This is a genomic window from Xanthomonas sp. GW (assembly GCF_014236815.1).
Classification (GTDB): Bacteria; Pseudomonadota; Gammaproteobacteria; order Xanthomonadales; family Xanthomonadaceae; genus Xanthomonas_A.
Genome location: NZ_CP051189.1, coordinates 4,175,846 through 4,201,427, shown reverse-complemented (window position 1 = coordinate 4,201,427; position 25,582 = coordinate 4,175,846). Strand labels below are relative to the sequence as shown.

Below are 25,582 nucleotides of genomic sequence, written 5' to 3'. Positions count from 1 at the left end.
GCCCGCCGGCCGGGGCCGGAAGGCGCGAAATGGATGCCCGCGATTATAGCGGCACCTGCGTAGGCACGTCGGCTGCCGGCTTGCCTGCGCCGCGTATCGACGCGGTGCCGGGAGCGGCTGGGTTCAGGTCGCCGCGGCGCGTACCAGGCGGCGCTGGCGCTGCCGGTAGACCAGCGTGCACGCCACCAGCAGCAGCATCGCCAGCCACTCGCTGACCAATGCCGCCTGCATCGCCGCCAGGCTGCCGCCGCCGCGCGCATGCGCATAGACCGCGCCCAGCGCCGCCGGGCCCAGGCCCATCGCCGCCTGCAGCACGGTGGAAAGCATGGCGCTGCCCGCACCGGCATGCTCGGTCGGCACCTGCGACAGGCCGATGCGGTAGAAGCAGGCCACGATCCACGCCTGTCCGGCACCGATCAGCGCCGTCGCCGGCGCCAGCGCGAGCCAGCCGGGATGCGGCCACACCGCGTGCAAGGTCCACGCCAGCGCGAGCAGGCCCAGCATCTGCACCGTGCAGCCCAGCAGCAGCGTCGGCAGCAGCCCGAACCGGGCCACCGCGCGCGCGCTGAGCAGCGCCGAACAGAAGTACGCCGCGCCGAGCACGATGAAGGCATTGCCCGACTGCAGTGGCGACAGCCCGGCGCCCGACTGCAGGGTCAGTGCCAGCACGAACATGAAGCCGCTCCAGCAGGCGAAGAACAGCGCGCCCAGCAGCAACGCGAAGCGCACGCTGGGCAGGCGCAGCAGCGCCGGCGGCAGCAGCGGCACGCGGCCGCGGCGCTCCTGCCAGGCTTCGGTGCGGACCAGCGCCGCCAGCAAGGGCACGGTGGCGGCCAGCACCGCCAGGCACGGCGCCGACCAATGCAGCGTGGGGCCGAGCGCCAGCGGCAGCAGCAGGCAGGCCAGGAACAGCCCCAGCAACCCGGCGCCGGCCAGGTCGGGTGGCATCCGCCGCGCCGCGCGCGTCTCGGGCACCGCGCGCAGGCCCGCCAGCGCCAGCAGGCAGAACGGCAGGTTGATCAGGAAGATGGCGCGCCAGCCGGAACCGGCGATGTCGGCGGTGACCAGGGTGCCGCCCAGCACCTGGCCGATGACGAAGGCGATCCCGCCCAGCGAGCCGTACAGCGCCAGCGCCCGCGCATGCGCCGTGCCGCGCAGGCTGACGTGGATGGTGGCGAGGATCTGCGGCACCGCCAGCGCCGCGCCCAGGCCCTGCAGCACGCGACCAGCGAGCAGGGCGGCCACCGATCCGGCCAGCCCGCACAGCAGCGAGGCCACCGCGAACAGCAGCACGCCGGCGGCGAACACCCGGCGCCGGCCCAGGTTGTCGCCCAGCCGCCCGCCGGCGGCCAGGCCCACCGCGAAGGCCACACCGTACACCGCCACGATCAGTTCCAGCGCCGTCGCCGAGGCATGCAGCGTGTGGGCGATGGAGCCGAGGGCGACGTTGATGATGGAAAAGTCGATCAGCGGCAGCATCTGCCCGAGCAGCAGGATCGCCAGGCCCCAGGCGCCCAGCCTCGGCGGCGAGGCGCTCGGGCAGGCGCACGCCGGCGGCTGCCGGTCGAGGCGGTCGAGGGAATGGGGCGCGGCGGCGGGAGCGGAGGAGGTGGTCATGGCGTGCAGTATCCGGACTGCTTAAACTGGTACAAGTAGTTATTTATCCTGGTACTGGCGCTTCCTGCCTGCGACTGGGATCGCTGCGGTGGAGCAGGGAGAACGGCAAATGACGGGTGATCGGGTGGATCCCATGACCGACGCGGCGGGCGGCGCTGCCGCTGCCATGCACGGCCCCGCGCTGGCGGTCGAACGTGCGCGCGCGCTCGGCGCCTTCCTGCGGGCGCGCCGGGAGAGCCTGGATCCGGCGCGGCTGGGCCTGCCGCGTGCCGGCAGGCGCCGCACGCCGGGCCTGCGCCGCGAGGAGGTGGCCGCGCTCGCCGACGTCGGCGTCACCTGGTACACCTGGCTCGAACAGGGGCGGCCGGTGCGCGCCTCCGCACGCGTGCTGACCGCCATCGCCGGCGCCCTGCAGTGCTCGGAGGTGGAAACCGGCCACGTGCTGGCGCTTGCCGGATTGGGCGATGTGGCGCCCCGGTTGCAGCCGCCGTGCGAGCGATTGACCGACACCGGGCGCATGCTGCTCGATCAGCTCGGCCCCTGGCCGGCGATGCTGCAGAGTCCGCGCTTCGACATCCTCGGCGCCAATCCGGCCTTCGAGCGGCTGATGGGAGTGACCCTGGTGGAGCTGCCGGAAGCCGACCGCAACTGCGTCTACCAGGCGTTCACCAACCCGCACTGGCGCGCGCGCCTGGCCGATCGGGACAACGCGCTGCAGCACATGGTGGCGCTGTTGCACGCCGCGATGGGCGAGCACCTGGGCGAACCGGCCTGGGAGCGCCTGCTGGCGCGCTACCGCGCCGCCTCGCCCGAGTTCGATGGCCTGTGGCAGCAGCGGCGCGAGGTGCGCGGAGTGGAAAACCAGCTCAAGCGCTTCCACCACCCGCAGGCGGGCGAACTGCAGCTGCAGCAGGTCAACTGGTGGTCGGCGCCGCGCAACGGCAATCGGCTGGTGGTGTACCTGCCTGCCGACGAGGCGGCGCGGGCTGCGCTGCTGCAACTGCATGCGCAGCCGGCCGAGGTTGCCGCGCCGGCCCACCGCCACTGAGCGCAGGTGCGCAGGCTGGAGCCAGGGCGCCGGATCAGCGCAGATGGCGGCATGCGTGCCGGGTTGCGGCGGACAGGCCTGCGCCGGTGTCGCCGATCACGTCGAAACGCCGCCGTGGACAGGAAAAAGAGGGCCGAAACGTAATGCGCGCTTACCCGTTTCGGGAAAGCTGAATACGTAACCGGTTCCAGCAGGAAGCGGTTCAGACGACAAGCGCATTAATGCAGTCGTGACACCAAAAGTGACGGAGCAGCCATGAACATCAAACGCATTGCCACCCTTGCCCTTTCGTCCCTGCTGGCGCTGGGTTTCATGGCGCCCGCGGCATTCGCCCGCGACGGTTGGGACAACCGCGATCCGCGCGGCTGGCACGACCGCGATCACGACCGGCGCGACCGCGACTACGACCGGCACGACCATGATCGCGACCGCTACTGGCGCGAACGCGAACGCCACGACGACCGCCGCTACTACAGCCAGGGCTATCGCGACGGCTACCGCGGCCGTCCGGACGTCGTCTACTACCGTCCGGGTCCGCCGCCGTGGGCGCGCGGCCAGCGCTACCACGGTCCCAACTACGTGGTCTACGACTACGACCGCTACCAGGTGCGGCGCCCGCCGTACGGCTACCGCTGGGTGCGCGACGACCGCGGCAACCTGCTGATGGTCGCCATCGCCAGCGGCATCATCGCCGACCTGGTGCTCAACGGCCGCTGATCCGGGCCGCACGGCACGCCACGACGGCCTCCTTCGGGAGGCCGTCGTCGTTTTGGTTCGCCGCCGGCCCTGCGCGGGGCTTAAACTAGCGGTCTGCCTTTTGTCCATGCCCCCTGGAGACCCGATGTTCCCGCGTGCCGCCCGCATCGAAACCTACGATCCCGAACTGGCCCAGGCCATCGCCGCCGAAGCCGGCCGCCAGGAAGACCATGTCGAGCTGATCGCCAGCGAGAACTACTGCAGCCCGCTGGTGATGGAAGCCCAGGGCAGCCAGCTGACCAACAAGTACGCCGAGGGCTACCCGGGCAAGCGCTACTACGGCGGCTGCGAATTCGTCGACATCGCCGAGCAGTTGGCGATCGATCGGGTCAAGCAGCTGTTCGGTGCCGACTACGCCAACGTGCAGCCGCATTCGGGTTCGCAGGCCAACCAGGCGGTGTACCTGGCGCTGCTGCAGCCCGGCGACACCATCCTGGGCATGTCGCTGGCCCACGGCGGCCACCTGACCCACGGCGCCAAGGTCAACGTCTCCGGCAAGCTGTTCAACGCGGTGCAGTACGGTGTAAACGAGCAGGGCCTGATCGATTACGACGAAGTCGAGCGGCTGGCGCTGGAGCACAAGCCGAAGATGGTCGTGGCCGGCTTCTCCGCGTATTCGCAGAAGATCGACTGGGCGCGCTTCCGCGCCATCGCCGACCAAGTCGGCGCGGTGCTGTTCGTGGACATGGCGCATGTGGCCGGCCTGGTCGCCGCCGGCGTCTACCCGAGCCCGCTGGAGCATGCGCACGTGGTCACCTCGACCACCCACAAGACCCTGCGCGGCCCGCGTGGCGGCATCATCCTGGCCAAGGGCGCCAGCGAGGAGCTGGTCAAGAAGCTGCAGTCGATCGTGTTCCCGGGCATCCAGGGCGGCCCGCTGATGCACGTGATCGCGGCCAAGGCGGTGGCGTTCAAGGAAGCGCTGGAGCCGGAGTTCAAGACCTACCAGCAGCAGGTGGTGAAGAACGCGCAGGCGATGGCCAAGACCCTGATCGCGCGCGGCTACAAGATCGTCTCCGGCGGCACCGAGAACCACCTGATGCTGGTGGACATGATCGGCAAGGACGTGTCCGGCAAGGACGCGGAAGCGGCGCTGGGCAAGGCCCACATCACCGTCAACAAGAACGCAGTGCCCAACGACCCGCGCTCGCCGTTCGTGACCTCGGGCCTGCGCCTGGGCACCCCGGCCATCACCACCCGCGGCTACCTGGAGCAGGACAGCATCGACCTGGCCAACTGGATCGCCGACGTGCTCGACGCTCCGGCCGACGCCGCGGTCATCGCCCGCGTGCGCGACGCGGTGACCGCGCAGTGCAGGAAGTATCCGGTGTATGGCTGAGCGGCGGGGATTCGGGAGTGGGGATTCCGGATTGGCCAACGGCCATTCCCGTGGACCCGCGCGTTTCCGAATCCTCACTCCCCACTCCCCAATCCCGGCGCTCTGAATGCACTGCCCCTTCTGCCAGCACACCGATACCCGCGTGATCGATTCGCGGGTGTCCGAGGACGGTGCGACGATCCGTCGCCGCCGCGAGTGCGAGGCGTGCGGCGAGCGGTTCAGCACGCTGGAGACGATCGAGCTGAAGCTGCCGACGGTGATCAAGAGCGACGGCGGCCGCGAGGCCTTCGATGCGCGCAAGCTGCGCACCAGTTTCGATCGCGCGCTGCAGAAGCGGCCGGTGGCCGAGGAGCAGATCGAGGCGGCGGTGCGTGCGGTGGTGCACCAGCTGCGCATGTCCGGCGAGCGCGAGCTGCCGTCGATCCGCGTCGGCGAATACGTGATGGCCGAGCTGCGCAAGCTCGACCACGTCGGCTACGTGCGCTTCGCCTCGGTGTACCGCAGCTTCCAGGACGTGGCCGATTTCCGCGAGGAGATCGAGAAGCTCGAGCGCGAGCTGCCGGTGGGCAGCGAGCAGTTGCCGCTGCTGGAACTGGTCCGCGCCGACAAGCCGGGCGACAAGTCCGGCAAGCGCTGAAGGCGGACGGCATGCGTATCGTCTGCCTGGCCGAGGCGCCGCAGCACATTCCGGCGTTGGCCCGCGAACACCTGCAGGCCTTCGGCGAGCTGCTGCCGGAGTGGAACCTGGTCGAGGCCGAGGCCGACCTGCGCAGCCATCGCTGCGACAGCCGTATCCCGACCAGCTGGATCGCGCTCGATGGCGACGACTGGCTGGGTTCGGTCAGCCTGCTGCAGAACGACGATGCGCGCATCCGCCAGTTCTCGCCGTGGCTGGCGACGCTGTACGTGCGCCCGCAGGCGCGCAGCGGCGGCGTTGGCGCGCAGCTGGTCGCGCATTGCGTGCAGGCCGCGGCGCGGCTGCAGGTGGGGTATTTGTATCTGTATTGCGAAGCGCGGCTGGTGCCGTACTACGAAGGACTGGGCTGGGAGCCGCATGTGCAGCTGCCGCTGGGGCCGCTGCAGGTGACGGTGATGCGCATCGACGCCGGCGGGCTGGCGGCACGGGCGCAGACCGCATGAGCGCGGACGTCATGAGCGCGGACGGCATGAACGACTTCTCCGCCGAAGATCATCTGTACATGGCACAGGCGCTGCGCCTGGCCGAGCGCGGCGCCTACACCACGCTTCCCAACCCGATGGTCGGCTGCGTGATCGTGCGCGACGGCGAGGTGGTCGGCGAGGGCTTCCACCAGCGCGCTGGCGGTCCGCATGCGGAGGTGTTCGCGCTGCGCGCCTCCGGCGCGCGCGCGCGCGGCGCCACCGCCTACGTGACCCTGGAGCCGTGCGCGCACTACGGGCGCACCCCGCCGTGCGCGCTGGCGCTGATCGAAGCCGGGGTGACGCGGGTGGTGGCGGCGATGGCCGATCCGTTTCCGCAGGTCAACGGCGGCGGCTTCGCGCTGCTGCGCGAAGCCGGCATCGAGGTTCGTTTCGGGCTGATGGACGCGCAGGCGCGCGCGTTGAATCGCGGCTTCCTGTCGCGGGTGGAACGCGGCCGGCCGTGGCTGCGGGTCAAGCTCGGCGCCAGCCTGGACGGACGCACCGCGCTGGCCAGTGGCGAATCGAAATGGATCACCGGCGCGGCCGCGCGCCAGGACGTGCAGCATTGGCGCGCGCGCGCCGGGGCGATCCTCACCGGCGCCGGCACCGTGCTGGCCGACGATCCGTCGCTGAGCGTGCGCCTGGACGACGCCACCGAAGTCGTACCGCCGTTGCGCGTGGTGCTGGATGCGCAACTGCGCACGCTGCAGCAGGCCAAGGTGCGCGACGCTGCGGCGCCGACCCTATATCTGCATGCGCCGGGCGTGGCGTCGCCCTCGCTGCCTGGCGTCGAGTTCGCCGCGGTCGCATTGCAGTCGGGCCGCTTCGACCTGGACGCGGTGCTGCGTCTGCTCGCCGCGCGCGGCATCAACGAGGTGCAGGTCGAGGCCGGCGCGACCCTGAGCGGCGCGCTGCTGCGCGCCGGCCTGGTCGACGAACTGCTGCTGTACCTGGCGCCACTGCTGCTCGGCGGCGACGCGCGCCCGCTGCTGGCCGGGCTGGGCATCGACACCATGGCCCAGCGCGTGCCGCTGCAGTTGCTGGAGACGCGCCAGATCGGCGACGACCTGCGCCTGCTGCTGCGGCCGGTGGTGACGGGCGCCTGAAAGGAGCGTGTCGTCGTGGCGGCTCCACGTTGCGAGCGACCGACGATGCGTCGCAGATGGCCGATCGCGCGCCAAAAAGAAAGGTCCCGTTCGGGACCTTTCCGGGTGATGCTTGCGCCGCGATCAGAAACTTGCGCGGACGCCCAGCCAGCCTTGGTTGCTGTGCTCGAAGAACTGGAATTCGGCGACGAGGCCCCAGGTGCGAGTGAAGTTGACCTGGCCGCCCAGCACGCCGAGGAACTTGCCCTCGTCCAGCGCATTGCTGTCGAAATAACCGCCCTTGATCCAGGCTTCGGTGCGTGCCGACGGCTTGCCGCGAACGCCAGCGGTGACCTGGCCGATATTGGCGTGGGCCTTTGTCGTCTGCCGGTCGCCGAGAAAGTTCGACTTGACTTCGGCATCGCTGCGCTGAAACGCCGCATCGGCGACGAAGTCCAGCTTCTCGGTGAGTTCCATGTGGTAGCCGATGCCGATCTCGGCATCGCTGCTGACGTACTTTTCGTTCAAGTCGTTGCTGCCATCGCCGAAAATCGAGTAACTCTGAGTGTCGGTAACGCGGGTATAGCCGCCGAACACGAAAACCTGCGGGGCGATGGCGAACGAACCGCGGACATAGGCGCCATCGAGATCGTCCGACTTCGGATCCAGGCGCGAGTAGCCCGCTTCGACATAGGTATAGCTCAGGCCTTCGGCGTGAGCGGCGAACGGGGCGGCCGCCAGCATGGCAGCCAGAATCAGGGTGTTGCGCATTGAGTGCTTCTCTCCGAATTGATGTCCGTGTCTTCGCCTCGTTGCGAGGCAAAAAAGCGACGTCTCCCGTCGCGGTGCGCACCTTAACCGATTATTCACAAAACCGGCCATCAGGAATTTCCCGACGCGATGCAGCGTCCTATCGGCATTGCAGGGATGGAAGCTCGTCACACCGAACACCCCTGCTAGAATGCGCACGCCGGTTCGCCGGCAACCACAAACGTCTTCAGGGCGGGGTGCGATTCCCCACCGGCGGTAGGTGCGTTCGCGCACGAGCCCGCGAGCGCTTGGGTCGTCGAACCGGCATGCAGTGCGGGTGCGGGAATCCAAGGTCAGCAGATCCGGTCAGATGCCGGAGCCGACGGTATAGTCCGGATGAAAGAAGACGGCCTTCGCGCAGCCTTGCGGCTGTGCGCGTGCCTGTATGCCTTGTGGCGTTTTTCGCTCACCATCCTTGCGAGAAACGTTTATGTTCACTGGAATCATCGAAGGCGTCGGCCGCCTGGCCGCAAGCCAGCCGCAGGGCGGCGATATCCGCTTCACCTTCTCCACCGGCAGCCTGCCGTTCGCCGATGTGCAGCTCGGCGAGAGCATTGCGGTCAACGGCGTGTGCCTGACCGTCGTCGCCTTCGACGCGGCGTCGTTCCAGGCCGATGCGTCCACCGAAACCCTGTCCCTGACCACACTCGGCGCGCTCGCCGAAGGCGCGGCGCTGAACCTGGAGCGGGCGATGCGCCCGACCGACCGGCTCGGCGGGCATCTGGTCAGCGGCCATGTCGATGGCCTCGGCAGCGTGCTGTCGATCCACGAGGACGCGCGCGCGCAACGCTGGCGCTTTGCCGCGCCCTCGGCGCTGCTGCGCTACATCGCCAAGAAGGGCTCGATCTGCGTGGACGGGGTCAGCCTGACCGTCAACGACGTGGACGACGCCGGCTTCGAGGTGGCACTGATCCCGCACACGGTGGCCAACACCGCGTTCGCGCACACCGCGGTCGGCGCGGCGGTGAACCTGGAGATCGACCTGGTCGCGCGCTACGTCGAACGCCTGCTGCACGGCCGCCAGGGCTGACCTGCGCCGCACCCGTCATCTGCCGTGCCGTCGCCGCTGCCCGCGGCGGCGGGCGGCGCCTTCCGTCTTCTGCGAGTCCCTCATGTCGCCATCCACCGCCCCCAGCCTGAACTTCGCCCCCGTCCCCGAACTGCTGGAGGAAATCCGCGCCGGCCGCATGGTGGTCATCGTCGACGACGAGGACCGCGAGAACGAGGGCGACCTGATCATGGCCGCCGAGCTGGTCAAGCCCTCGGACATCAATTTCATGGTCACCCATGCGCGCGGCCTGGTGTGCCTGTCGCTGACCCGCGAGCGCTGCGCGCAGCTCGGGCTGGCGCCGATGGTCCAGCACAACACCGCGCAGTTCCACACCAACTTCACCGTCAGCATCGAGGCCGCCGAGGGCGTCACCACCGGCATTTCCGCCTACGACCGCGCGCATACCGTGCGCACCGCGGTCAAACCCGATGCCAAGCCGCACGACCTGAGCCAGCCCGGGCACATCTTCCCGCTGATCGCCCAGCCCGGCGGCGTGCTGACCCGCGCCGGCCACACCGAGGCCGCCGGCGACCTGCCGCTGCTGGCCGGGCTGGAGCCGGCCGGGGTGCTGGTGGAAGTGCTCAATCCCGACGGCAGCATGGCGCGGCGCCCGCAGTTGGAAGAATTCGCGCACCTGCACGGGCTGAAGATGGGTTCGATCGCCGACCTGATCGCCTACCGCCTGGCCACCGAGCACACCGTCGAGCGCATCGACGAGCGCAGCATCGAGACCGAGTTCGGCGGCTTCACCCTGATCACCTACCGCGACCGCATCGCCCACGACCTGCATTTCGCGCTGGTCCGCGGCACCCCGGACGCGGACACGCCGACCCTGGTGCGGGTGCAGGTGGAGAACCCGCTTGCCGACCTGCTGCACTGGCGCCGCGACGATTTCGGCGTGGCCGCCAGCGACGCGCTGCGCGCGATCGCCGCCGCCGACAGCGGGGTCATGGTGGTGCTGTCGGCGCCGCGCGACAGCCAGGCGCTGCTGGCGCGGCTGCGCAAGCAGCCGGACGTGGTCGCCAACAGCAAGGACGTGGGGCAGTGGCGGCGCAACGGCGCAGGCAGCCAGATCCTAGCCGACCTGGGCCTGGGCAAGCTGCGCGTGCTGGGCACGCCGCGCCGCCAGGTCGGCCTGGCCGGGTTCGGGCTGGAGGTGGTGGAGCATGTGGAGTTGGAGCCGGGATTGGGGATGCGGGATGCGGGATTCGGAAAAGGCTGATGCCCATGCGCTGCTTCGCTATCGGCGCTGCAAGCGCTTCCGGTTCCCGGCCCCAAACACGCCGCCTGCTAAACTCTCCCACCCACTGAACCTGCCACCGCCATGACCCACTACGAAGGCGACCTCCGCGCTCCTGCAGCGGCCCGTTTCGCGATCATCGCCAGCCGCTGGAACGCGCGCATCACCGACGTGCTGGTCGCCGGCGCGCGGGAGAGCCTGTCCGGCAACGGCATCGCCGACGAGGCGGTGGACGTGATCCGCGTGCCCGGCGCGTGGGAACTGCCGCTGGCCGCCGCGCGCCTGGCTGCCGCCGGCAAGCACGCGGCGATCATCGCGCTGGGCTGCGTGATCCGCGGCGACACCCGCCATTACGAACACGTGGCCGATGGCTGCGCCGAAGGCCTGCTGCGGGTATCGCTGGACTTCCGCATCCCGGTGCTCAACGGCGTGCTGGCGGTGGAGCAGGTCGAGGACGCCGAGGCGCGCGCCGGCGGCAGCCATGGCAACAAGGGCGAGGAAGCGGCGCTGACCGCGCTGGAAATGGTCAATCTCCTGGAGCTGCTGCGATGAACAAGCCCGCTGGCCACAAGCATGTCCGCCGCGACGGCGTCGATCCGGTGCTGCGTTCGCGCGCACGCCGGCGCGCGCTGCAGGCGATCTACGCCTGGCAGATCGCCGGCGGCACCACGCAGCACGTGATCGCGCAGTTCGCGCACGAGCAGGCGCACGAGATCGCCGACCTGGTTTACTTCGAGAACCTGGTCGAAGGCGTGCTCAAGCACCGCGCCGAACTGGATGCGGCGCTGGTCGGCTACCTGGACCGCACCGTCGAGGAAGTGGACGCGATCGAGCGCGCAGTGCTGCGCCTGGCCGCCTACGAACTGCTGCACCGCCACGACGTGCCGTACCGCGTGGTGATCAACGAAGCCATCGAAACCGCCAAGCGTTTCGGCTCCGAACACGGCCACACCTACGTCAACGGCGTGCTCGACCGCGCCGCGCTGGAATGGCGCACGGTGGAGTCGGGTGGCGGTGGCGCCTAGCGGCGCGGGATTGGGCATTGGGGATTGGGGATTCGCTAAAGCGGCATTCCCGCGCACACCACGGCCGGCGCTTCGCTGTTGCCAATCCCGAATGCCGAATCCCCAATCCCGGCCTCCAAAATGCCCGAATTCGATCTAATCGATCGCCTGCGTGCCCGGATCGGGACGCATGCGGACGTGCCGTTGGGCATCGGCGACGATGCGGCGCTGCTGCAGCCGCCGCCGGGCGAGCAACTGGCGATCACCACCGATACGCTCAACGCCGGCGTGCACTTTCCGCTGGAGACCGCGCCTGCCGACGTGGGCTGGAAGACGCTGGCGGTGAACCTGTCCGATCTCGCCGCGATGGGCGCGCAGCCGCGCTGGTGCACGCTGTCGCTGTCGTTGCCGCACGAGGATGCGGGCTGGATCGACGCCTTCGCCGACGGCTTCTTCGCGCTGGCCGATGCGCACGGCATCGTGCTGGCCGGTGGCGACACCACGCGCGGGCCCTTGTCGCTGTCGGTCACCGCGATCGGCAGTGTGGCGCCCGGAGCGGCGCTGCGCCGCGACGGCGCGCAGCCGGGCGACGAGATCTGGGTCAGCGGCCATCCCGGCGAGGCCGCTGCGGCGCTGGCGCTGTGGCAGGCTGGGCGCCTGGACGTGGCCCGTGCCGCCGCCGATCCCGTGCACGAACATCTGCGCCAGCGCCTGCTGCGGCCGTCGCCGCGGGTCCACGCCGGGCTGCGCCTGCGCGGCCTGGCGCACGCCTGCGTGGACATTTCCGACGGCCTGCTGGCCGACCTGGACCATATCTGCGCGCGCAGCGGCGTCGGCGCCGAACTGTGGCTTGCCGCATTGCCGGCGGTCGCCGCGCCGGCGGAGGCGAGCGCCGCGCAGGTCCACGCCTGGCAACTGGGCGGCGGCGACGACTACGAACTGTGCTTCACCGCCGCACCGGCGCAACGCGCGGCCATCGTGCAGGCGCTGCAGGCGATCGGCGAGGAAGCGACGCCGATCGGGCGAATCGTCGCCGGCGGCGGCATCGTCGTGCGCGACGCGGACGGCCAGCCCTGGCAGCCGCCGCGGCGCGGCTACGAGCATTTCTTCGCCGGGTAGGGAAGTCCGCGAGTCGCTTCGCGCCGGACCCTCACCCCAACACCTCTCCCGGTGGGAGAGGGGCTAAGGCACGCCGCGGCTGTTCCTTCTCCCCTCGGGAGAAGGTGCCCCGCAGGGGCGGATGAGGGTACGGGCTCAGCCTCGTGCACCCAACTCCGCGAGTCGCTTCGCGCCGGACCCTCACCCCAACCCCTCTCCCGGTGGGAGGGGGCTAAGGCACGCCGCGGCTGTTCCTTCTCCCTTCGGGAGAAGGTGCCCCGCAGGGGCGGATGAGGGTACGGGCGCAAGCCTCGTGCACCCCACTCCGCGAGTCGCTTCGCGCCGTACCCTCACCCCAACCCCTCTCCCGGCGGGAGAGGGGCTAAAGCACGCCGCGGCTGTTCCCTTCTCCCATCGGGAGAAGGTGCCCCGAAGGGGCGGATGAGGGTACGGCCGAAGCTAAAGACGGCGGACCAGCTGAGAACCCAGGGCAGCCACAAGCGCCCCACCATACCGTGCCGCACTGCGGCGTGAACTTGTCCGTACCGGCTGGTATGGTCGCGACGCCCGATTCCCCCGCATCGCGCACCCGTAACCGTTTCTGGCAGCTGGGCCATTCCGACCCGGCGCCGTTTGGGAGGCAGTACATGCGTATGTCCCTGTCCCGCTGCATCGCCCTGTGCGCGATGCTGTTGTTCTCCGCCGCCGCGTCCGCCGGAGGTTTCAGCAAGCAGTACCAGACCATTTCCAGTTGGGACGGCACCAAGCTCGGCGCGCTGGTGCTGGTGCCGCAGGGGCAGGGGACCGGGCCGTTCCCGCTGGTGGTGATGCCGGCCAGCTGGTCGCTGCCCAACCTGGAATACGTGGGCCGCGCCAGCGAACTGGCCAGCAACGGCTACGTGGTGGTCAGCTACACCTCGCGCGGGTTCTGGGATTCGGCAGGCGTGATCGATATCGCCGGAGCGCCGACGGTGGAAGATGTCAGCACGGTGATCGACTGGGCGCTGGCCAATACCCCGGCCAATGCCAAGGCGATCGGCGTGTCCGGCATTTCCTACGGTGCCGGCACCAGCCTGCTCGCCGCCGCGCGCGATCCGCGGATCAAGGCGGTGGCCGCGCTCAGCGGCTGGGCCGACCTGCAGGCCTCGCTGTACGCGAACGCCACGGTCAGCGAACAGGGCGTCGGCCTGCTGGTGGCCTCCGGCGCGATCACCGGCCGGCCCGGGCCGGACCTGGCGCAGATCAGCGCGCGGGTCGCGGTCGGCGACTACGACGGCGCGGTGCAGGGCTTCCTGCCCAAGGCCGGCGAGCGCAGCGTGATCAACGAAGTGCAGGCGCTCAACCGCAACGGCACCGCGGTGCTGATGGCCAATGCGTTCAATGACGGCCTGTTCCCGCCGAACCAGTACATCGATCTGTACAACCGCCTGAGCGGGCCCAAGCACCTGATGTTCAGCCAGGGCGATCACGCCACGGCCGAACTGCCGGGCGCGCTCGGCCTGCCCAACGAGGTCTACACGGAAACCACCCGCTGGTTCGACCATTACCTCAAGGGCCAGGCCAACGGCGTGGACAGCGAGCAGCCGGTGCAACTGGCCACGCTCAACGGCACCTGGTTGCGCTACGCCGACTGGAACAGCGTGCAGGCCGGTGCGACCCGCTATGGTCTGACCCGCCCGAGCGGCCTGATCGCGACCGGCGCGCTGAGCAGCGGTACCAGCAGCGGTTGGAGCAAGGGCATCGCCACCGGCGTACCGACCCTGGCCGATTCGGGCGTGCTGCTGGTCAGCGGCCTGCTGCAGGGTCTGGGCCAGCCGGTCACCACCTCGATCCCGCTGGTGGATCGCAACGGCGCGGCGGTGTGGAGCGGGCCGGTGTACACCAGCGCCAAGCGCCTGGCCGGCAGCCCGTCGCTGCGGGTGACGGTGACCCCGAGCCAGGCCAACGTGTCGCTGTTCGCCTACCTCTACAGCATGAACGGGCTTGGCGTGGCGCAATTGCTCAGCCACGCGCCGTACACGCTGCGCAACGCGCCCCCGGGCGTGGCGACCACGATCGACCTGCCGCTGCAGGCGACCGCCGCCGATATCCCGGCCGGCAACCGCCTGGTGCTGGTGGTGGACACCACCGATCCGCGCTACAGCTCGGCCAGCCGCTTCGGCGGCAGCGTCAGCTTCAGTTCGCCGGCGGCCGCGCCGTCCAGCCTGAGCGTGCCGCTGCACTGACCTGCGTGTGACGGAAAGGCCGGCGCAATGCCGGCCTTTCCTGCGTCTTGCCGTAGCCCCGCAGCCCCGCGGTCACGGAAATTACGCGAAATTTACGCGGCAGCCGGCATCGGCCGATAGCGACTTTACGGCCCCGCGCCGGAACATGACCAGGTAGGCGGAATGGTTCCGCCCTGGATCCGACGTCATGCGTTCCCCGCTTTCCTGTGCCGCCCGCCGACGCCTGTCGCGCGGCGCGCTTGCGCTTTTTCTCGTTGCCGGCAGCGCAGCGGCCGATGCCGCCAGCGTCAGCGGCAATGCCACGCTGACCAGCGACTACGTCTGGCGCGGCAGCACCCAGAGCGACGGCGATCCCGCCGTGCAGGCCGGTCTGGCGCTGGCCGCCGACAACGGCGCGTACGCGTCGCTGTGGGCCTCGTCGATCAAGTTCGACAGCACCCCGCACGCCAGCACCGAAGTCGATGGCGTGATCGGCTGGCGCGGCCAGTGGACGCCGGACTGGGCCTGGGACGCGAACCTGACCCGCTACCAATACCCCTCGGCCGCCGCGCTGAACTGGACCGAGCTGGGCGCCACCGTGACCTGGAAGCAGCGCGTGTGGGCGCAGTTGGGCTGGTCCGACGATGCGCTGGCCAGCGACAGCACCGGCACCTACGCGCAGCTCGGCGCGCGCTATCCGTTCAACGAGCGCTTCCGCGTCGAGGCGGCGGTGGGCCATTACTGGCTCGCCCGCAGCTACGCGGACAGCTACACGCATGGGCTGGTCAGCGCCGTGTTCACCCTGCCCAGCATCCGCCAGGGCGGACCGGGGCTGGAGCTGCGGCTGACCGCGCACGACACCGACCGCGCCGCCGAGCGGCTGTTCCCCGACATGGCCGGCACGCGGGTCGAAGCCGCGTTGCAAGCCACCTTTTGAGTTCCGAGGAGAGATGACATGCCGACCTGGCTATCGCTGATCTGCGGCGTGGCGGTGATCGTCGCCGCCGGCTACCTGTTGTACGTGATTCTGCGTCCCGAAGATTTCTGAGCCGAGTGCCACTTCCATGATCGATACATTGCTTGTCTATGCGCTCGCGCTGCTGCTGGGTTGGCCGCTGGGCCTGTACCTGGCCAAGGTGATGCGCGGTGCGCCGATGCGCGGCGACGCGCTGTTCGGCTGGATCGAACGGCCGCTGTACCGCCTGCTGGGCACCGATCCGGCGCGCGGCATGAGCTGGCGCGGCTATGCCGGCGCGTTCCTGGCCAGCAACCTCGTGCTGGGCGTGCTGGTGTTCGTCCTGTTCGTGACCCAGGCGTGGCTGCCGCTGAATCCCGATGCGGTGCCCAACATGCGCTGGGACGTGGCGCTGCACACCATGGTCTCGTTCCTGACCAACACCGACCAGCAGCACTACTCCGGCCAGGCGCAGCTGTCGTATCTGTCGCAGGCGGTGGGCGTGGTCGGGCTGCAGTTCGTCACCCCGATGATGGGCCTGGCGCTGGTGGTGGCGACGCTGCGTGCCTTGTTCGGCGGGCGAACGGCCGCGGCGAGCGGCGGTTCGCAGAGCGCCACGCTCAGCGTCGACGAAGCCGACGTCGGCAACTACTGGGCCGATGTGATTCGGCCGACGCTGCGCTTCCTGCTGCCGCTGTGCCTGCTGTGGACCGTGCTGCTGACCCAGCAGGGCGTGCCGTCCACGCTGGCCGCCGGCCCCACCGCGACGCCGCTGGACGCCAGCGCCGGCATGGCCGCGCAGAAGATCCCGCTCGGCCCGGTCGCGGCGATGGTGGCGATCAAGCAGCTTGGCACCAACGGCGGCGGCTGGTACGGCCCCAACAGCGCGATGGCGCTGGAGAACCCGACCCCGTTCTCCAATCTGCTGGAGATGCTGGCGATCGTGCTGATCCCGGTGGCGATCGCGTTCATGGTCGGGCCGTTCACCGGCCGGCGCAAATTCACCGTGCTGGTGTTCGGCAGCATGCTGGCGATGTCGCTGGCTTCCACCGCTGTGTCGGTGTGGTCCGAAGGCCATTCGGCCAGCACCGCGAGTGCGGCGCTGATGGAAGGCAAGGAAGTGCGCTTCGGCGCCGATGCCTCGGCGGCGTGGTCGTCGCTGACCACGCAGACCTCCAACGGCTCGGTCAATGCGATGCACGACTCGCTGGCGCCGCTGACCGGCGGCGTGGCCATGGTCAACATGCTGGTCAACGCGATCTGGGGCGGCATCGGCTGCGGCCTGCAGCAGTTCCTGGTGTACCTGCTGCTCAGCGTGTTCCTGGCCGGGCTGATGACCGGGCGCACGCCGGAGCTGTTCGGGCGCAAGATCGAAGCCGGCGAAGTGCGCCTGCTGGCCTTGCTGATCCTGCTGCAGCCGCTGGTGCTGCTCGGCTTCACCGCGCTGACCCTGGCCATGCCGGCGGCGATCACCGCCACCTCCAATCCCGGCTTCCACGGCATCAGCCAGGTGTTCTACGAGTACACCTCGGCGTTCGCCAACAACGGCTCCGGCTTCGAAGGCCTCGGCGACGGCATCCCCTGGTGGAACCTGACCTGCACGCTGGTGCTGATCCTGGGTCGCTATCCGGCGCTGATCGTGCCGCTCATCGTGGCCGCGCAGATGGCGCGCAAGCGCGTGGCGCCGGAAACCGGCGGCAGCCTGCAGGTGGAAACACCGACCTTCGCGCTGACCCTGATCGCGGTCATCGCGGTCCTGACCGTTCTGCAATTCACGCCGGCACTGGTGTTGGGCCCGATCGCCGATCACCTGACGCTTGCCGCGCACTGAGACCACGACCATGAGCACCCCGCTTCCGCAAGCTTCTTCTTCCGTCCACAAGCCCGGTCTGCTCGACGGCCCCGCGTTGCGTGCGGCGCTGCGCGCCAGCGTGCTGAAACTTTCGCCACGCCATCTGCTCGGCAGTCCGGTGATGGCGGTGGTGTTCGCCGGCACCTTGCTGTCGGCGCTGATCACCGTGGCCGGGCAGGGCGCGCCCGCGTTCGGCTGGGCGGTGACCGCGATCCTGCTGATCACCGTGCTGTTCGGCAATTTCGCCGAAGCGGTGGCCGAGGCGCGCGGCCGCGGCCAGGCCGCCTCGCTGCGGCGCGCACGCAAGGACCTGGTGGCGCGCCGGGTGAGCAGCGCGCAACTGGACGGCGAAACCAGCATTCCCGCCGCCGAACTGAAGCCCGGCGACCTGGTGGTGATCTCCGCCGGCGAACTGATCCCGGCCGACGGCGAGATCGTGCACGGCGTGGCCACCATCAACGAAGCCGCGGTCACCGGCGAATCGGCGCCGGTGCTGCGCGAGGCCGGCACCGACCGTTCCGGCGTGATCGGCGGCACCAAGGTCCTGTCCGACGAGATCGTGGTGAAGGTCACCGCCGAGCCGGGCCACAGCTTCCTGGACCGCATGATCGCGCTGGTCGAAGGCGCCAACCGGCAGAAGACCCCGAACGAGATCGCGCTGACCATGCTGCTGGCGGCGATGACCCTGACCTTCCTGATCGTGGTCGCGAGCTTGCCGATCATCGCCGGCTATGTCGGCGTGCGCATCGATCCGCTGCTGCTGATCGCGCTGCTGGTGTGCCTGATCCCGACCACCATCGGCGGGCTGCTGCCGGCGATCGGCATCGCCGGCATGAACCGCGCGCTGTCGGCGAACGTGCTGGCCAAGTCGGGCAAGGCGGTGGAAGTGGCCGGCGACGTCGACGTGCTGCTGCTGGACAAGACCGGCACCATCACCTACGGCGACCGCCAGGCCACCGCGTTCCATGCGCTCAGCGGCGTCGATGCGGTGCAACTGCGCGAGGCGGCGATGCTGTCCTCGCTGGCCGATCCGACCCCGGAAGGCAAGTCGATCGTGCGCCTGGCGCGCGAGCAGGGCATGCCGCCGGCCGATCCGGACGGCGCCAGCTTCGTCGCCTTCACCGCGCAGACGCGCATGTCCGGCGTCGATCTGGCCGCGCAGGGGCAACAGCCGCCGCGTTCGATCCGCAAGGGTGCGGCCGATGCGGTGATCCGCCACGTCACCGCGCTGGGCGGGCAGGTGCCGGCGGAACTGAAGGGCCGCGTCGAGCAGGTCGCGCGCAGCGGCGCCACGCCGCTGGTGGTGGCCGAGGGCCGGCATGTGCTCGGCGTGGTCGAACTGTCGGACGTGGTCAAGCACGGCGTGCGCGAGAAGTTCGCGCGGCTGCGCGCGATGGGCGTCAAGACGGTGATGATCACCGGCGACAATCCGCTCACCGCCGCGGCGATCGCCGCCGAGGCCGGCGTCGACGACTACATCGCCGAGGCCACGCCGGAAGACAAGCTCGCGCGCATCCGTGCCGAGCAGGCCGGCGGGCGCCTGGTGGCGATGGTCGGCGACGGCACCAACGACGCGCCGGCGCTGGCTCAGGCCGACGTCGGCCTGGCGATGAACTCGGGCACGCAGGCGGCCAAGGAAGCCGGCAACATGGTCGATCTGGATTCGGATCCGGCCAAGCTGCTGGCGGTGGTGGAAGTGGGCAAGCAGCAGCTGATCACCCGCGGCGCGCTGACCACCTTCTCGCTGGCCAATGACGTGTCCAAGTACTTCGCGATCCTGCCGGCGCTGTTCGCCGCCTCGATCCCGCAGATGGCCGCGCTGAACGTGATGCGCCTGTCCAGCCCGGTGCATGCGGTGCTGGCCGCGTTGATCTTCAACGCGCTGGTGATTCCGGCGCTGATCCCGCTGGCGCTGCGCGGCGTGCGCTTCACCCCGGCCACGGCGACCTCGCTGCTGCGCCGGAACATGCTGATCTACGGCGTCGGCGGCGTGCTGCTGCCGTTCGTCGGGATCAAATTGATCGACATGATCCTGGTGGCGCTGGGCTGAGCCCGGCACCGATCTCCCGCTTCTTTTCGGATCTCCTGCGATGAACGTTTCTCCGGTCTCTTCTTCCTACCGCGAACCGCTGCGCTGGCGTGCCGCCGTGGTACTGCCGCTGCTGGTGCTGGGCGCCGCCGCGCTGTATTCGCTGCTGTCCACCCTGCTCGCCGGCGCGCTGTTCCCGGCGCAGGCCAACGGTAGCCTGCTGCAACGCGATGGCCGCGTGCTCGGCTCGGCGCTGGTCGCGCAGCCGTTCGCCGCGCCCGGCTATTTCCAGCCGCGGCCGTCCGCGGCCAAGTTTGACCCGATGGCCGCGGCCGGCAGCAACCAGGCGCGCAGCAATCCCGAGCTGCAGAAGCGCATTGCCGACGCGCGCGCCAGCGTGGCCGCGCGCGACGGCGTGGCCCCGGCGCAGGTGGCGGACGACCTGCTGACCCAGTCCGGCAGCGGCATGGACCCGGATATCAGCGTGGCCGCGGCACAGCAGCAGGTGGCGCGCGTGGCCAAGGCACGCGAACTGCCGGTGGCGACCGTCGCGGCGCTGGTCGCTTCGCAGGCGCAGCCGCGCCAGTTCGGCGTGCTCGGTCAGCCGCGGGTGAATGTGCTGGCGCTGAACCTAGCGTTGGATGGAGCCGGGAATGGGGAGAAGGGAATCGGGAATGGGGAAACGCAAAAGCCGTAGTGCCGGCGGCCCAAGGCTGTAGGCTCTGCGAATCCCTACTCACGAATCCTCAATCCCGGCTCCTCAAATGTCCGACTCACGCACCCAGCAGGCCGATGCGCTGATCGGCGCACTCCAGCGCGAACGCGGCGGGCGACTGACCGTGTTCCTGGGGGCGGCGCCCGGGGTCGGCAAGACCTACGCGATGCTGTCGCGCGCGCGCCAGCTGCAGCAGCAGGGCAGCGAGGTGGTGGTCGGCGTGGTCGAGACCCACGGCCGCGCCGAGACCGCCGCCTTGTTGGAAGGGCTGGCCGTGCAGCCGCGGCAGCGCGTTGAGTACCGCGGCCGCACCCTTGAGGAAATGGACCTGGACGCGCTGCTGGCACGGCGCCCGCCGCTGGTGCTGGTCGACGAACTCGCCCACCGCAACGCGCCCGGCAGCCGCCACGAGCGGCGCTGGCAGGATGTGGAGGAACTGCTCGACGCCGGCATCGACGTCTACAGCACGGTCAACATTCAGCACCTGGAAAGCCTCAACGACGTGGTCCACCGCATCACCGGCATCCGCGTCGGCGAGACCGTGCCCGATGCGATCTTCGACCGCCTGCGCGACATCGTGCTGGTCGATCTGCCGCCGCGCGAACTGATCGAACGCCTGCAGCAAGGCAAGGTGTATCTGCCCGAGCAGGCGGGGCAGGCGTTGCAGGCGTTCTTCTCGCCGTCGAACCTGGCCGCGTTGCGCGAACTGGCGATGCAGACCGCGGCCGACCGCGTCGACAACGACCTGCGCGACGAGCACGCCGCGCAGGGCCGGCCCGGCGTGGCGTTGCGGCGGCGGGTGCTGGTGGCGATCGACGGACGCGGCCAGTCCGATTATCTGGTGCGGGTGGCGCGGCGCCTGGCCGAGCGCCGCGGCGCGCCGTGGAGCGTGGTTACCGTGCAGACCCAGGCGCAGCCGGAGGAAGCGTGGCAACTGGAGGTCGATCGCGCCTTCGCGCTGGCGCGGCGGCTCGGCGGCGACGCCGCGCTGCTGCACGGCGCCAGCGTGGCCGATGCGCTGCTCGACCACGCCGCGCACAACGGCGTGTCCACGCTGTTGCTCGGCCGCACCCGCGAACGGCCGCTGGCGCGGATGATCAACCGCACGCTCACCCAGCAGCTGCTGCAGCGCGGCGCGCATTACGAACTGGTCATCATCAGTTCGCCGGAGGCGCGCGCGCGCGCGCGGCGGCGTTGGCGCAGTCCCGGCCACTGGCTGTCGCGCGACGACCTGGTGTTCGCCACGGTCGCGTCGCTGCTGGCGGTGGCGGTGGCCTGGATCGCCGAACGCTGGGTCGGCATCGACGACCTGTCGATGGTGTTCATCGTCGCGGTGGTGATGGTCGCGGCGAAGACGCGCATGGCCGCGGCGGTGCTGTCGGCGCTGCTGAGCTTCTTCGCCTACAACTTCTTCTTCATCGAACCGCGCTACACGCTGCACATCGGCGCGCGCCAGGGCGTGGTCACGGTGCTGCTGTTCCTGGTCGCCGCGCTGGTCGCCGGGCGCCTGGCGTCGCGGCTGCGCATGCAGGTGCTGGCGCTGCGCGCGGCCAACGCGCAGACCACCGCACTGCAGCGGCTGGGTCGCGAACTGACCAGCGCCGCCGACCTGGGCCAGGTGCTGGAGGCCGGGCGCCGCGCGCTGGCTGCCACGCTCGAGGCCGAGGCCTGGGTGCGGCTGCAGCCGCTGGAAGCGGCGCACGCCGCCGCGCAGGACGGCGCGCACGACTACGCCGCGTCGATGGCGGCGGTGGACCGCAGCGCCGCCGACTGGGCGCAGCGCCACGGCCAGGCCACCGGCCGCTTCACCGACACCCTGGCCGGCGCCAGCTGGTGGTTCCTGCCGGTGCGCCACGAGCGCGGCGCGATCGGCGTGGTCGGGCTCAAATTCGCCGCCGGCGTGCAGCGTCCCGGGCTGGAGCAGCAGCGTCTGGCTGAAGCCATGGTCGAGGACATCGGCCAGGCGGCGCTGCGCACGCGCCTGGTCGCCGACCTGGAAAGCGCGCGGGTCAGCGGCGAGACCGAGCGCCTGCGTTCGGCACTGCTGTCGTCGGTCTCGCACGACCTGCGTTCGCCGCTGGCGGCGATGATCGGCGCGGCCAGCAGTCTGGCCAGCTACGGCCAGGCGATGGACGCCGAGGACCGCCGCAGCCTGCTGGAAACGATCCAGCTGGAAGGCGAGCGCCTGGATCGCTACATCCAGAACCTGCTCGACATGACCAAGCTCGGCCACACCGGGCTGACCTTGAACCGCGACTGGATCGACGTGGACGAACTGATCGGCTCGGCCGCGCGGCGGCTGCAGCGCTACCAGCCGCAGGTGCGCCTGGACATCGCCCTGGCCGCCGAACTGCCGACGCTGTGGGTGCATCCGGCGCTGGTCGAGCAGGCGATCTTCAACGTGCTGGAGAACGCGGCGAAATTTTCGCCGGAGGGCGAGGCGATCCGCGTCGCCGCGGCGATGGTCGACGGGCGCCTGCGCATCGACATCGGCGACCGCGGCCCGGGCATTCCCGAGGACGAGCGTGCACGCATCTTCGACATGTTCTACAGCGTCGAGCGCGGCGACCGCGGCCGCCACGGCACCGGCCTGGGCCTGACCATTTGCCAGGGCATGATCGGCGCGCACGGCGGCAGCGTCGAGGCGCTGCCCGGCGCCGATGGTCGCGGCACCACGATCCGCATTACTCTGCCGTTGATCGAACCCGCCGCCCCGCCACCCCGTCCCGATGCCGACTGAGTCCCACGCCGATCCGATTCCGCCGCCGCGCGTGCTGGTCATCGACGACGAGCCGCAGATCCGGCGTTTCCTGGACATCAGCCTGCGCGCGCAGGGCTACCGCGTGCTGCAGGCGGCCACCGGCGGCGACGGCCTGGCGCAGCTGGCCGCGCACGGCGCCGAACTGGTGGTGCTGGACGTGGGCCTGCCCGACCAGGATGGGCACAGCGTGCTGCGCGAATTGCGGCAGTGGTCCGCGGTGCCGGTGATCATGCTCACCGTGCGCGCCGGCGAAGCGGAGAAGGTGCAGGCGCTGGACGCCGGCGCCAACGACTACGTGACCAAGCCGTTCGGCGTGCAGGAACTGATGGCGCGCATCCGCGTGCTGCTGCGCATACAGCCCGCCGCCGGCGAAGCCGAGCCGGTATTCGACGACGGCCACCTGCACATTCACCTGGGCTTGCGCGAGGTGCGCCTGGACGGCGAGCCGCTGCCGCTGAGCCGCAAGGAATACGCACTGCTCGCGCTGCTGCTGCGCCACAGCGGCCGCGTGCTGACCCAGCCGCAACTGCTGCGCGAAGTGTGGGGGCCGACCCACCAGGAAGACACCCACTACCTGCGCATCCTGGTCGGCAAACTGCGGCAGAAACTCGGCGACAGCGCGGTGACGCCGCGCTACATCGCCACCGAGCCGGGCGTGGGGCTGCGCTTCATCGGGGTGAGCGAACGCAGCGCCTGAGACACGCGGACAATCGCAGTCGGTTCTGCAAGACGGTCGATAACCTGGCCCGGTGCACTGTAGGAGGGGCTTCAGCCCCGACAGGTTCCCAAGTCGTCTGCCTTTTCCGCTTCGTTCGTCGCGGCTCAAGCCGCTCCTACAAAAAGCGGCCGACGGTTGCCTGCACGCGGCATCAGGCCGATTCTTCGAGTCCCGAGTCCCGAGTCCCGAGTCCCGAGTCCCGAGTCCCGCTCACGCATCCGGCAACACCTTGCCCGGATTGAGGATGCCGTCCGGGTCCAGTGCGCGCTTCACCGCGCGCATCGCGTCCAGCGTCGCTGCGTCGAACGCCTGCGCCATGTAGTCGCGCTTGGCCACGCCGATGCCGTGCTCGCCCGACAGCGTGCCTTCCAGCGCCAGCACCAGCGTGAACAGGCGCGGCAGTGCGGCGTGGGCACGCGCGGTCTCGGCGGCATCGTCGGGTGCGTACATGATGTTGACGTGCAGGTTGCCGTTGCCGGCATGGCCGAAGGCGACGATCGGCAGGTCGAATTCCGCCGCCAGCGCTTCTACCCCGGCGACCAGTTCGGGGATGCGCGACACCGGCACCACCACGTCTTCGTTGATCTTGCCCGGCTTGATCGTGCGCAACGCCGGCGACAGCGCGCGGCGCGCGGCCCACAGCCGGTCGCGCGCGGCGCCGTCGGTGGCCACGTCCAGCGACAGCAGGCCGTCGCCCTCGGCCGCCGCGCCCAGCGCCTGCAGCGCATAGGGCAGGGTGTCGTGGTCGCCGTCGGCTTCGATCAACAGCATCGCGCCGGCTTCGGGCACGTCGCTGCCGTTGCGGCGCAGCAACGCGATCGCGCTGCGATCCATGAATTCCAGCATCGCCGGCGTGGTCGGCTGCGCCATCAGTCGCGATACCGCCGCCGCGGCGCTGCCGGCATCGCGGTAGAAGGCGCGCAGCCCGGCCTGCGCCAGCGGCCGCGGCGACAGTTTCAGCGTGGCCTCCACGATCAGCGCCAGGGTGCCTTCGCTGCCGACCAGCAGGTGGGTCAGGTCGTAGCCGGTGGCGTCCTTGGTGTAGGCGCCGCCGCAGCGGATCAATTCGCCGGCGCCGGTCACCGCGACCACGCCGAGCACGTTGTCGCGGGTGGCGCCGTACTTCACCGCGCGCGGGCCGCCGGCGTTGGTCGACAGGTTGCCGCCGACGCTGCAGATCTCGGCGCTGGACGGGTCCGGCGGCCAGAACAGGCCGTGCGGCGCCAGCGCCTGTTGCAGCTCGCCGTTGAGCACGCCGGGTTCGACCACCGCGCAGCGGTCCTGCGGGCGCAACTGCACGATGCGGTTCATGCGCGCGAACGACAGCACCACGCCGCCGTCGAACGGCACCGCGGCGCCGGCGGTGCCGGTGCCGGCGCCGCGTGCGACGATCGGCACGCGGTGTTCGCGGCAGGCGCGCACGATCGCCTGCACCTGTTCGCGGGTCTGCGGCAGCGCTACCGCGTCGGCCAGCGCCCAGCGCCGCGAATCGTCCTCGCCGTAGCTGCGCCGGCTGGCATCGTCGGTACGCCAGCCGTTGCTACCTAGCAGCGCGGCGAGGGTGTCGGTCAGGGCGGCAGGCAGCGGCGTGGTCATGGCTGGGATCGCGAAGTGGAAGAGGGAGGCGACTGCAGCAGTTTCCAGGTGCCGACCGCCAGCGCCAGCGGCAGCCACACCCAGCGCACTTCGGACCACAGCGTGGCCACGCCGCGCGCACTGAAGAAACCATTGGCGAATGGCGACACGCGGATCGGCCGCCACGGCGCGAACCAGCGCTGCTCGCTCCACGGCCAGGCCAGGGCGACGCCGAGGCCGCCGGAGGTCAGCGCATCGAGCAGCGGGTGCGAGACCGTGCAGACGAACATCCAGGTCGCCGCCTGCAGCGCGCCGGCACGCAGCGCTCGGTGCAGCAGCGCACCGAGCACGCCCAGCACCGCGGCGAACAGCAGCGAATGGCTGGCGCCGCGATGGCCGAACGCATCGGCGTAGGGGATGTGCAGGGCGAACGCGACCACGTCCAGATCGGGCAGCATCGATGCGACGATGCCGGCGCCGAGCAGGCGCGTGGAAATGCGTCCGCGATCGGCGGCGGCCCACAGCGCCAGCGGGATCGCGGCGTGGGTGAAGATGCTCGGCACG

The 25,582-nt window shown here is 70.3% G+C and carries 23 protein-coding genes and 1 riboswitch; of the genes, 19 read left to right on the top strand and 4 right to left on the bottom strand.

The features are described from left to right. Positions 1-123 precede the first annotated feature (123 nt). The gene (locus HEP73_RS18150; RefSeq protein ID WP_185821000.1) at positions 124-1,617 is read right to left on the bottom strand and encodes an MFS transporter; all 1,494 of its coding nucleotides are present in this window, start codon (positions 1,615-1,617) and stop codon (positions 124-126) included. Between the two features lie 133 nt (positions 1,618-1,750). On the opposite strand from HEP73_RS18150, the gene HEP73_RS18145 reads away from it, so the two are divergent. The 6 genes from HEP73_RS18145 (at position 1,751) to ribD (ending at position 7,027) form a co-directional block, all read left to right on the top strand. Beyond that, on the top strand, positions 1,751-2,665 hold the full coding sequence (locus tag HEP73_RS18145; RefSeq protein WP_221899355.1) for a helix-turn-helix transcriptional regulator: 915 nt from the start codon (positions 1,751-1,753) through the stop codon (positions 2,663-2,665). Between the two features lie 255 nt (positions 2,666-2,920). Beyond that, positions 2,921-3,382, top strand: a complete 462-nt coding sequence (locus HEP73_RS18140; RefSeq protein WP_185820999.1) for an RcnB family protein — start codon at positions 2,921-2,923, stop codon at positions 3,380-3,382. 124 nt (positions 3,383-3,506) lie between these two features. Next, positions 3,507-4,760: a serine hydroxymethyltransferase gene (gene glyA, locus HEP73_RS18135; protein ID WP_185820998.1), complete on the top strand. Its 1,254-nt coding sequence runs from the start codon at positions 3,507-3,509 to the stop codon at positions 4,758-4,760. Positions 4,761-4,866: 106 nt separating this feature from the next. Continuing rightward, entirely contained in the window at positions 4,867-5,397 is a 531-nt protein-coding gene (nrdR, locus tag HEP73_RS18130) for a transcriptional regulator NrdR (protein ID WP_009576486.1), read from the top strand. Between the two features lie 11 nt (positions 5,398-5,408). Then, a complete protein-coding gene (locus HEP73_RS18125; RefSeq protein ID WP_185820997.1) occupies positions 5,409-5,900 on the top strand; it encodes a GNAT family N-acetyltransferase in 492 nt (163 codons plus the stop codon). Between the two features lie 11 nt (positions 5,901-5,911). Next, positions 5,912-7,027 carry a bifunctional diaminohydroxyphosphoribosylaminopyrimidine deaminase/5-amino-6-(5-phosphoribosylamino)uracil reductase RibD gene (gene ribD / locus HEP73_RS18120; protein WP_185823477.1) on the top strand — a complete coding sequence of 372 codons (1,116 nt, stop codon included), beginning with the start codon at positions 5,912-5,914 and terminating at the stop codon, positions 7,025-7,027. Positions 7,028-7,150: 123 nt separating this feature from the next. Here ribD and HEP73_RS18115 read toward each other — a convergent pair whose 3' ends face one another. After that, positions 7,151-7,777: a hypothetical protein gene (locus HEP73_RS18115; RefSeq protein ID WP_185820996.1), complete on the bottom strand. Its 627-nt coding sequence runs from the start codon at positions 7,775-7,777 to the stop codon at positions 7,151-7,153. Positions 7,778-7,995: 218 nt separating this feature from the next. After that, positions 7,996-8,168: riboswitch (FMN riboswitch) on the top strand. 78 nt (positions 8,169-8,246) lie between these two features. On the opposite strand from HEP73_RS18115, the gene HEP73_RS18110 reads away from it, so the two are divergent. The 13 genes from HEP73_RS18110 (at position 8,247) to HEP73_RS18050 (ending at position 23,422) form a co-directional block, all read left to right on the top strand. Further along, complete coding sequence (locus tag HEP73_RS18110; protein ID WP_185820995.1) at positions 8,247-8,846, top strand: riboflavin synthase; 600 nt, start codon at positions 8,247-8,249, stop codon at positions 8,844-8,846. Between the two features lie 106 nt (positions 8,847-8,952). Beyond that, entirely contained in the window at positions 8,953-10,089 is a 1,137-nt protein-coding gene (gene ribB, locus HEP73_RS18105; RefSeq protein WP_185823476.1) for a 3,4-dihydroxy-2-butanone-4-phosphate synthase, read from the top strand. 102 nt (positions 10,090-10,191) lie between these two features. Further along, complete coding sequence (ribH, locus tag HEP73_RS18100) at positions 10,192-10,659, top strand: 6,7-dimethyl-8-ribityllumazine synthase (protein WP_058362180.1); 468 nt, start codon at positions 10,192-10,194, stop codon at positions 10,657-10,659. Continuing rightward, the gene (gene nusB / locus HEP73_RS18095; protein ID WP_185820994.1) at positions 10,656-11,132 is read left to right on the top strand and encodes a transcription antitermination factor NusB; all 477 of its coding nucleotides are present in this window, start codon (positions 10,656-10,658) and stop codon (positions 11,130-11,132) included. Before ribH ends, nusB begins: the two co-directional genes overlap by 4 nt. A 120-nt stretch (positions 11,133-11,252) precedes the next feature. Continuing rightward, positions 11,253-12,230 carry a thiamine-phosphate kinase gene (thiL, locus tag HEP73_RS18090; RefSeq protein WP_185820993.1) on the top strand — a complete coding sequence of 326 codons (978 nt, stop codon included), beginning with the start codon at positions 11,253-11,255 and terminating at the stop codon, positions 12,228-12,230. 626 nt (positions 12,231-12,856) lie between these two features. Continuing rightward, positions 12,857-14,434 (top strand): CocE/NonD family hydrolase, encoded by a 1,578-nt coding sequence (locus HEP73_RS18085; RefSeq protein WP_185820992.1) that lies wholly within the window; start codon positions 12,857-12,859, stop codon positions 14,432-14,434. Between the two features lie 187 nt (positions 14,435-14,621). Further along, complete coding sequence (locus HEP73_RS18080) at positions 14,622-15,350, top strand: TorF family putative porin (RefSeq protein ID WP_185820991.1); 729 nt, start codon at positions 14,622-14,624, stop codon at positions 15,348-15,350. An 18-nt stretch (positions 15,351-15,368) separates the two neighbouring features. Further along, positions 15,369-15,461: a potassium-transporting ATPase subunit F gene (locus tag HEP73_RS18075; protein ID WP_046977662.1), complete on the top strand. Its 93-nt coding sequence runs from the start codon at positions 15,369-15,371 to the stop codon at positions 15,459-15,461. Between the two features lie 16 nt (positions 15,462-15,477). Then, entirely contained in the window at positions 15,478-17,199 is a 1,722-nt protein-coding gene (gene kdpA, locus HEP73_RS18070) for a potassium-transporting ATPase subunit KdpA (protein WP_185820990.1), read from the top strand. A gap of 10 nt (positions 17,200-17,209) precedes the next feature. Further along, on the top strand, positions 17,210-19,270 hold the full coding sequence (kdpB, locus tag HEP73_RS18065) for a potassium-transporting ATPase subunit KdpB (protein ID WP_185813924.1): 2,061 nt from the start codon (positions 17,210-17,212) through the stop codon (positions 19,268-19,270). 40 nt (positions 19,271-19,310) lie between these two features. Next, positions 19,311-19,946: a potassium-transporting ATPase subunit KdpC gene (kdpC, locus tag HEP73_RS18060; protein ID WP_185820989.1), complete on the top strand. Its 636-nt coding sequence runs from the start codon at positions 19,311-19,313 to the stop codon at positions 19,944-19,946. 67 nt (positions 19,947-20,013) lie between these two features. Continuing rightward, positions 20,014-22,704 carry a sensor histidine kinase gene (locus HEP73_RS18055; RefSeq protein WP_185820988.1) on the top strand — a complete coding sequence of 897 codons (2,691 nt, stop codon included), beginning with the start codon at positions 20,014-20,016 and terminating at the stop codon, positions 22,702-22,704. After that, positions 22,694-23,422 (top strand): response regulator, encoded by a 729-nt coding sequence (locus tag HEP73_RS18050; protein ID WP_185820987.1) that lies wholly within the window; start codon positions 22,694-22,696, stop codon positions 23,420-23,422. The genes HEP73_RS18055 and HEP73_RS18050 overlap by 11 nt, the downstream gene beginning before the upstream one ends. 231 nt (positions 23,423-23,653) lie before the next feature. Here HEP73_RS18050 and HEP73_RS18045 read toward each other — a convergent pair whose 3' ends face one another. Beyond that, on the bottom strand, positions 23,654-25,039 hold the full coding sequence (locus HEP73_RS18045) for an FAD-binding oxidoreductase (protein WP_185820986.1): 1,386 nt from the start codon (positions 25,037-25,039) through the stop codon (positions 23,654-23,656). Then, positions 25,036-25,581 carry a metal-dependent hydrolase gene (locus HEP73_RS18040; RefSeq protein ID WP_185820985.1) on the bottom strand — a complete coding sequence of 182 codons (546 nt, stop codon included), beginning with the start codon at positions 25,579-25,581 and terminating at the stop codon, positions 25,036-25,038. The genes HEP73_RS18045 and HEP73_RS18040 overlap by 4 nt, the downstream gene beginning before the upstream one ends. Position 25,582: the final 1 nt, after the last annotated feature.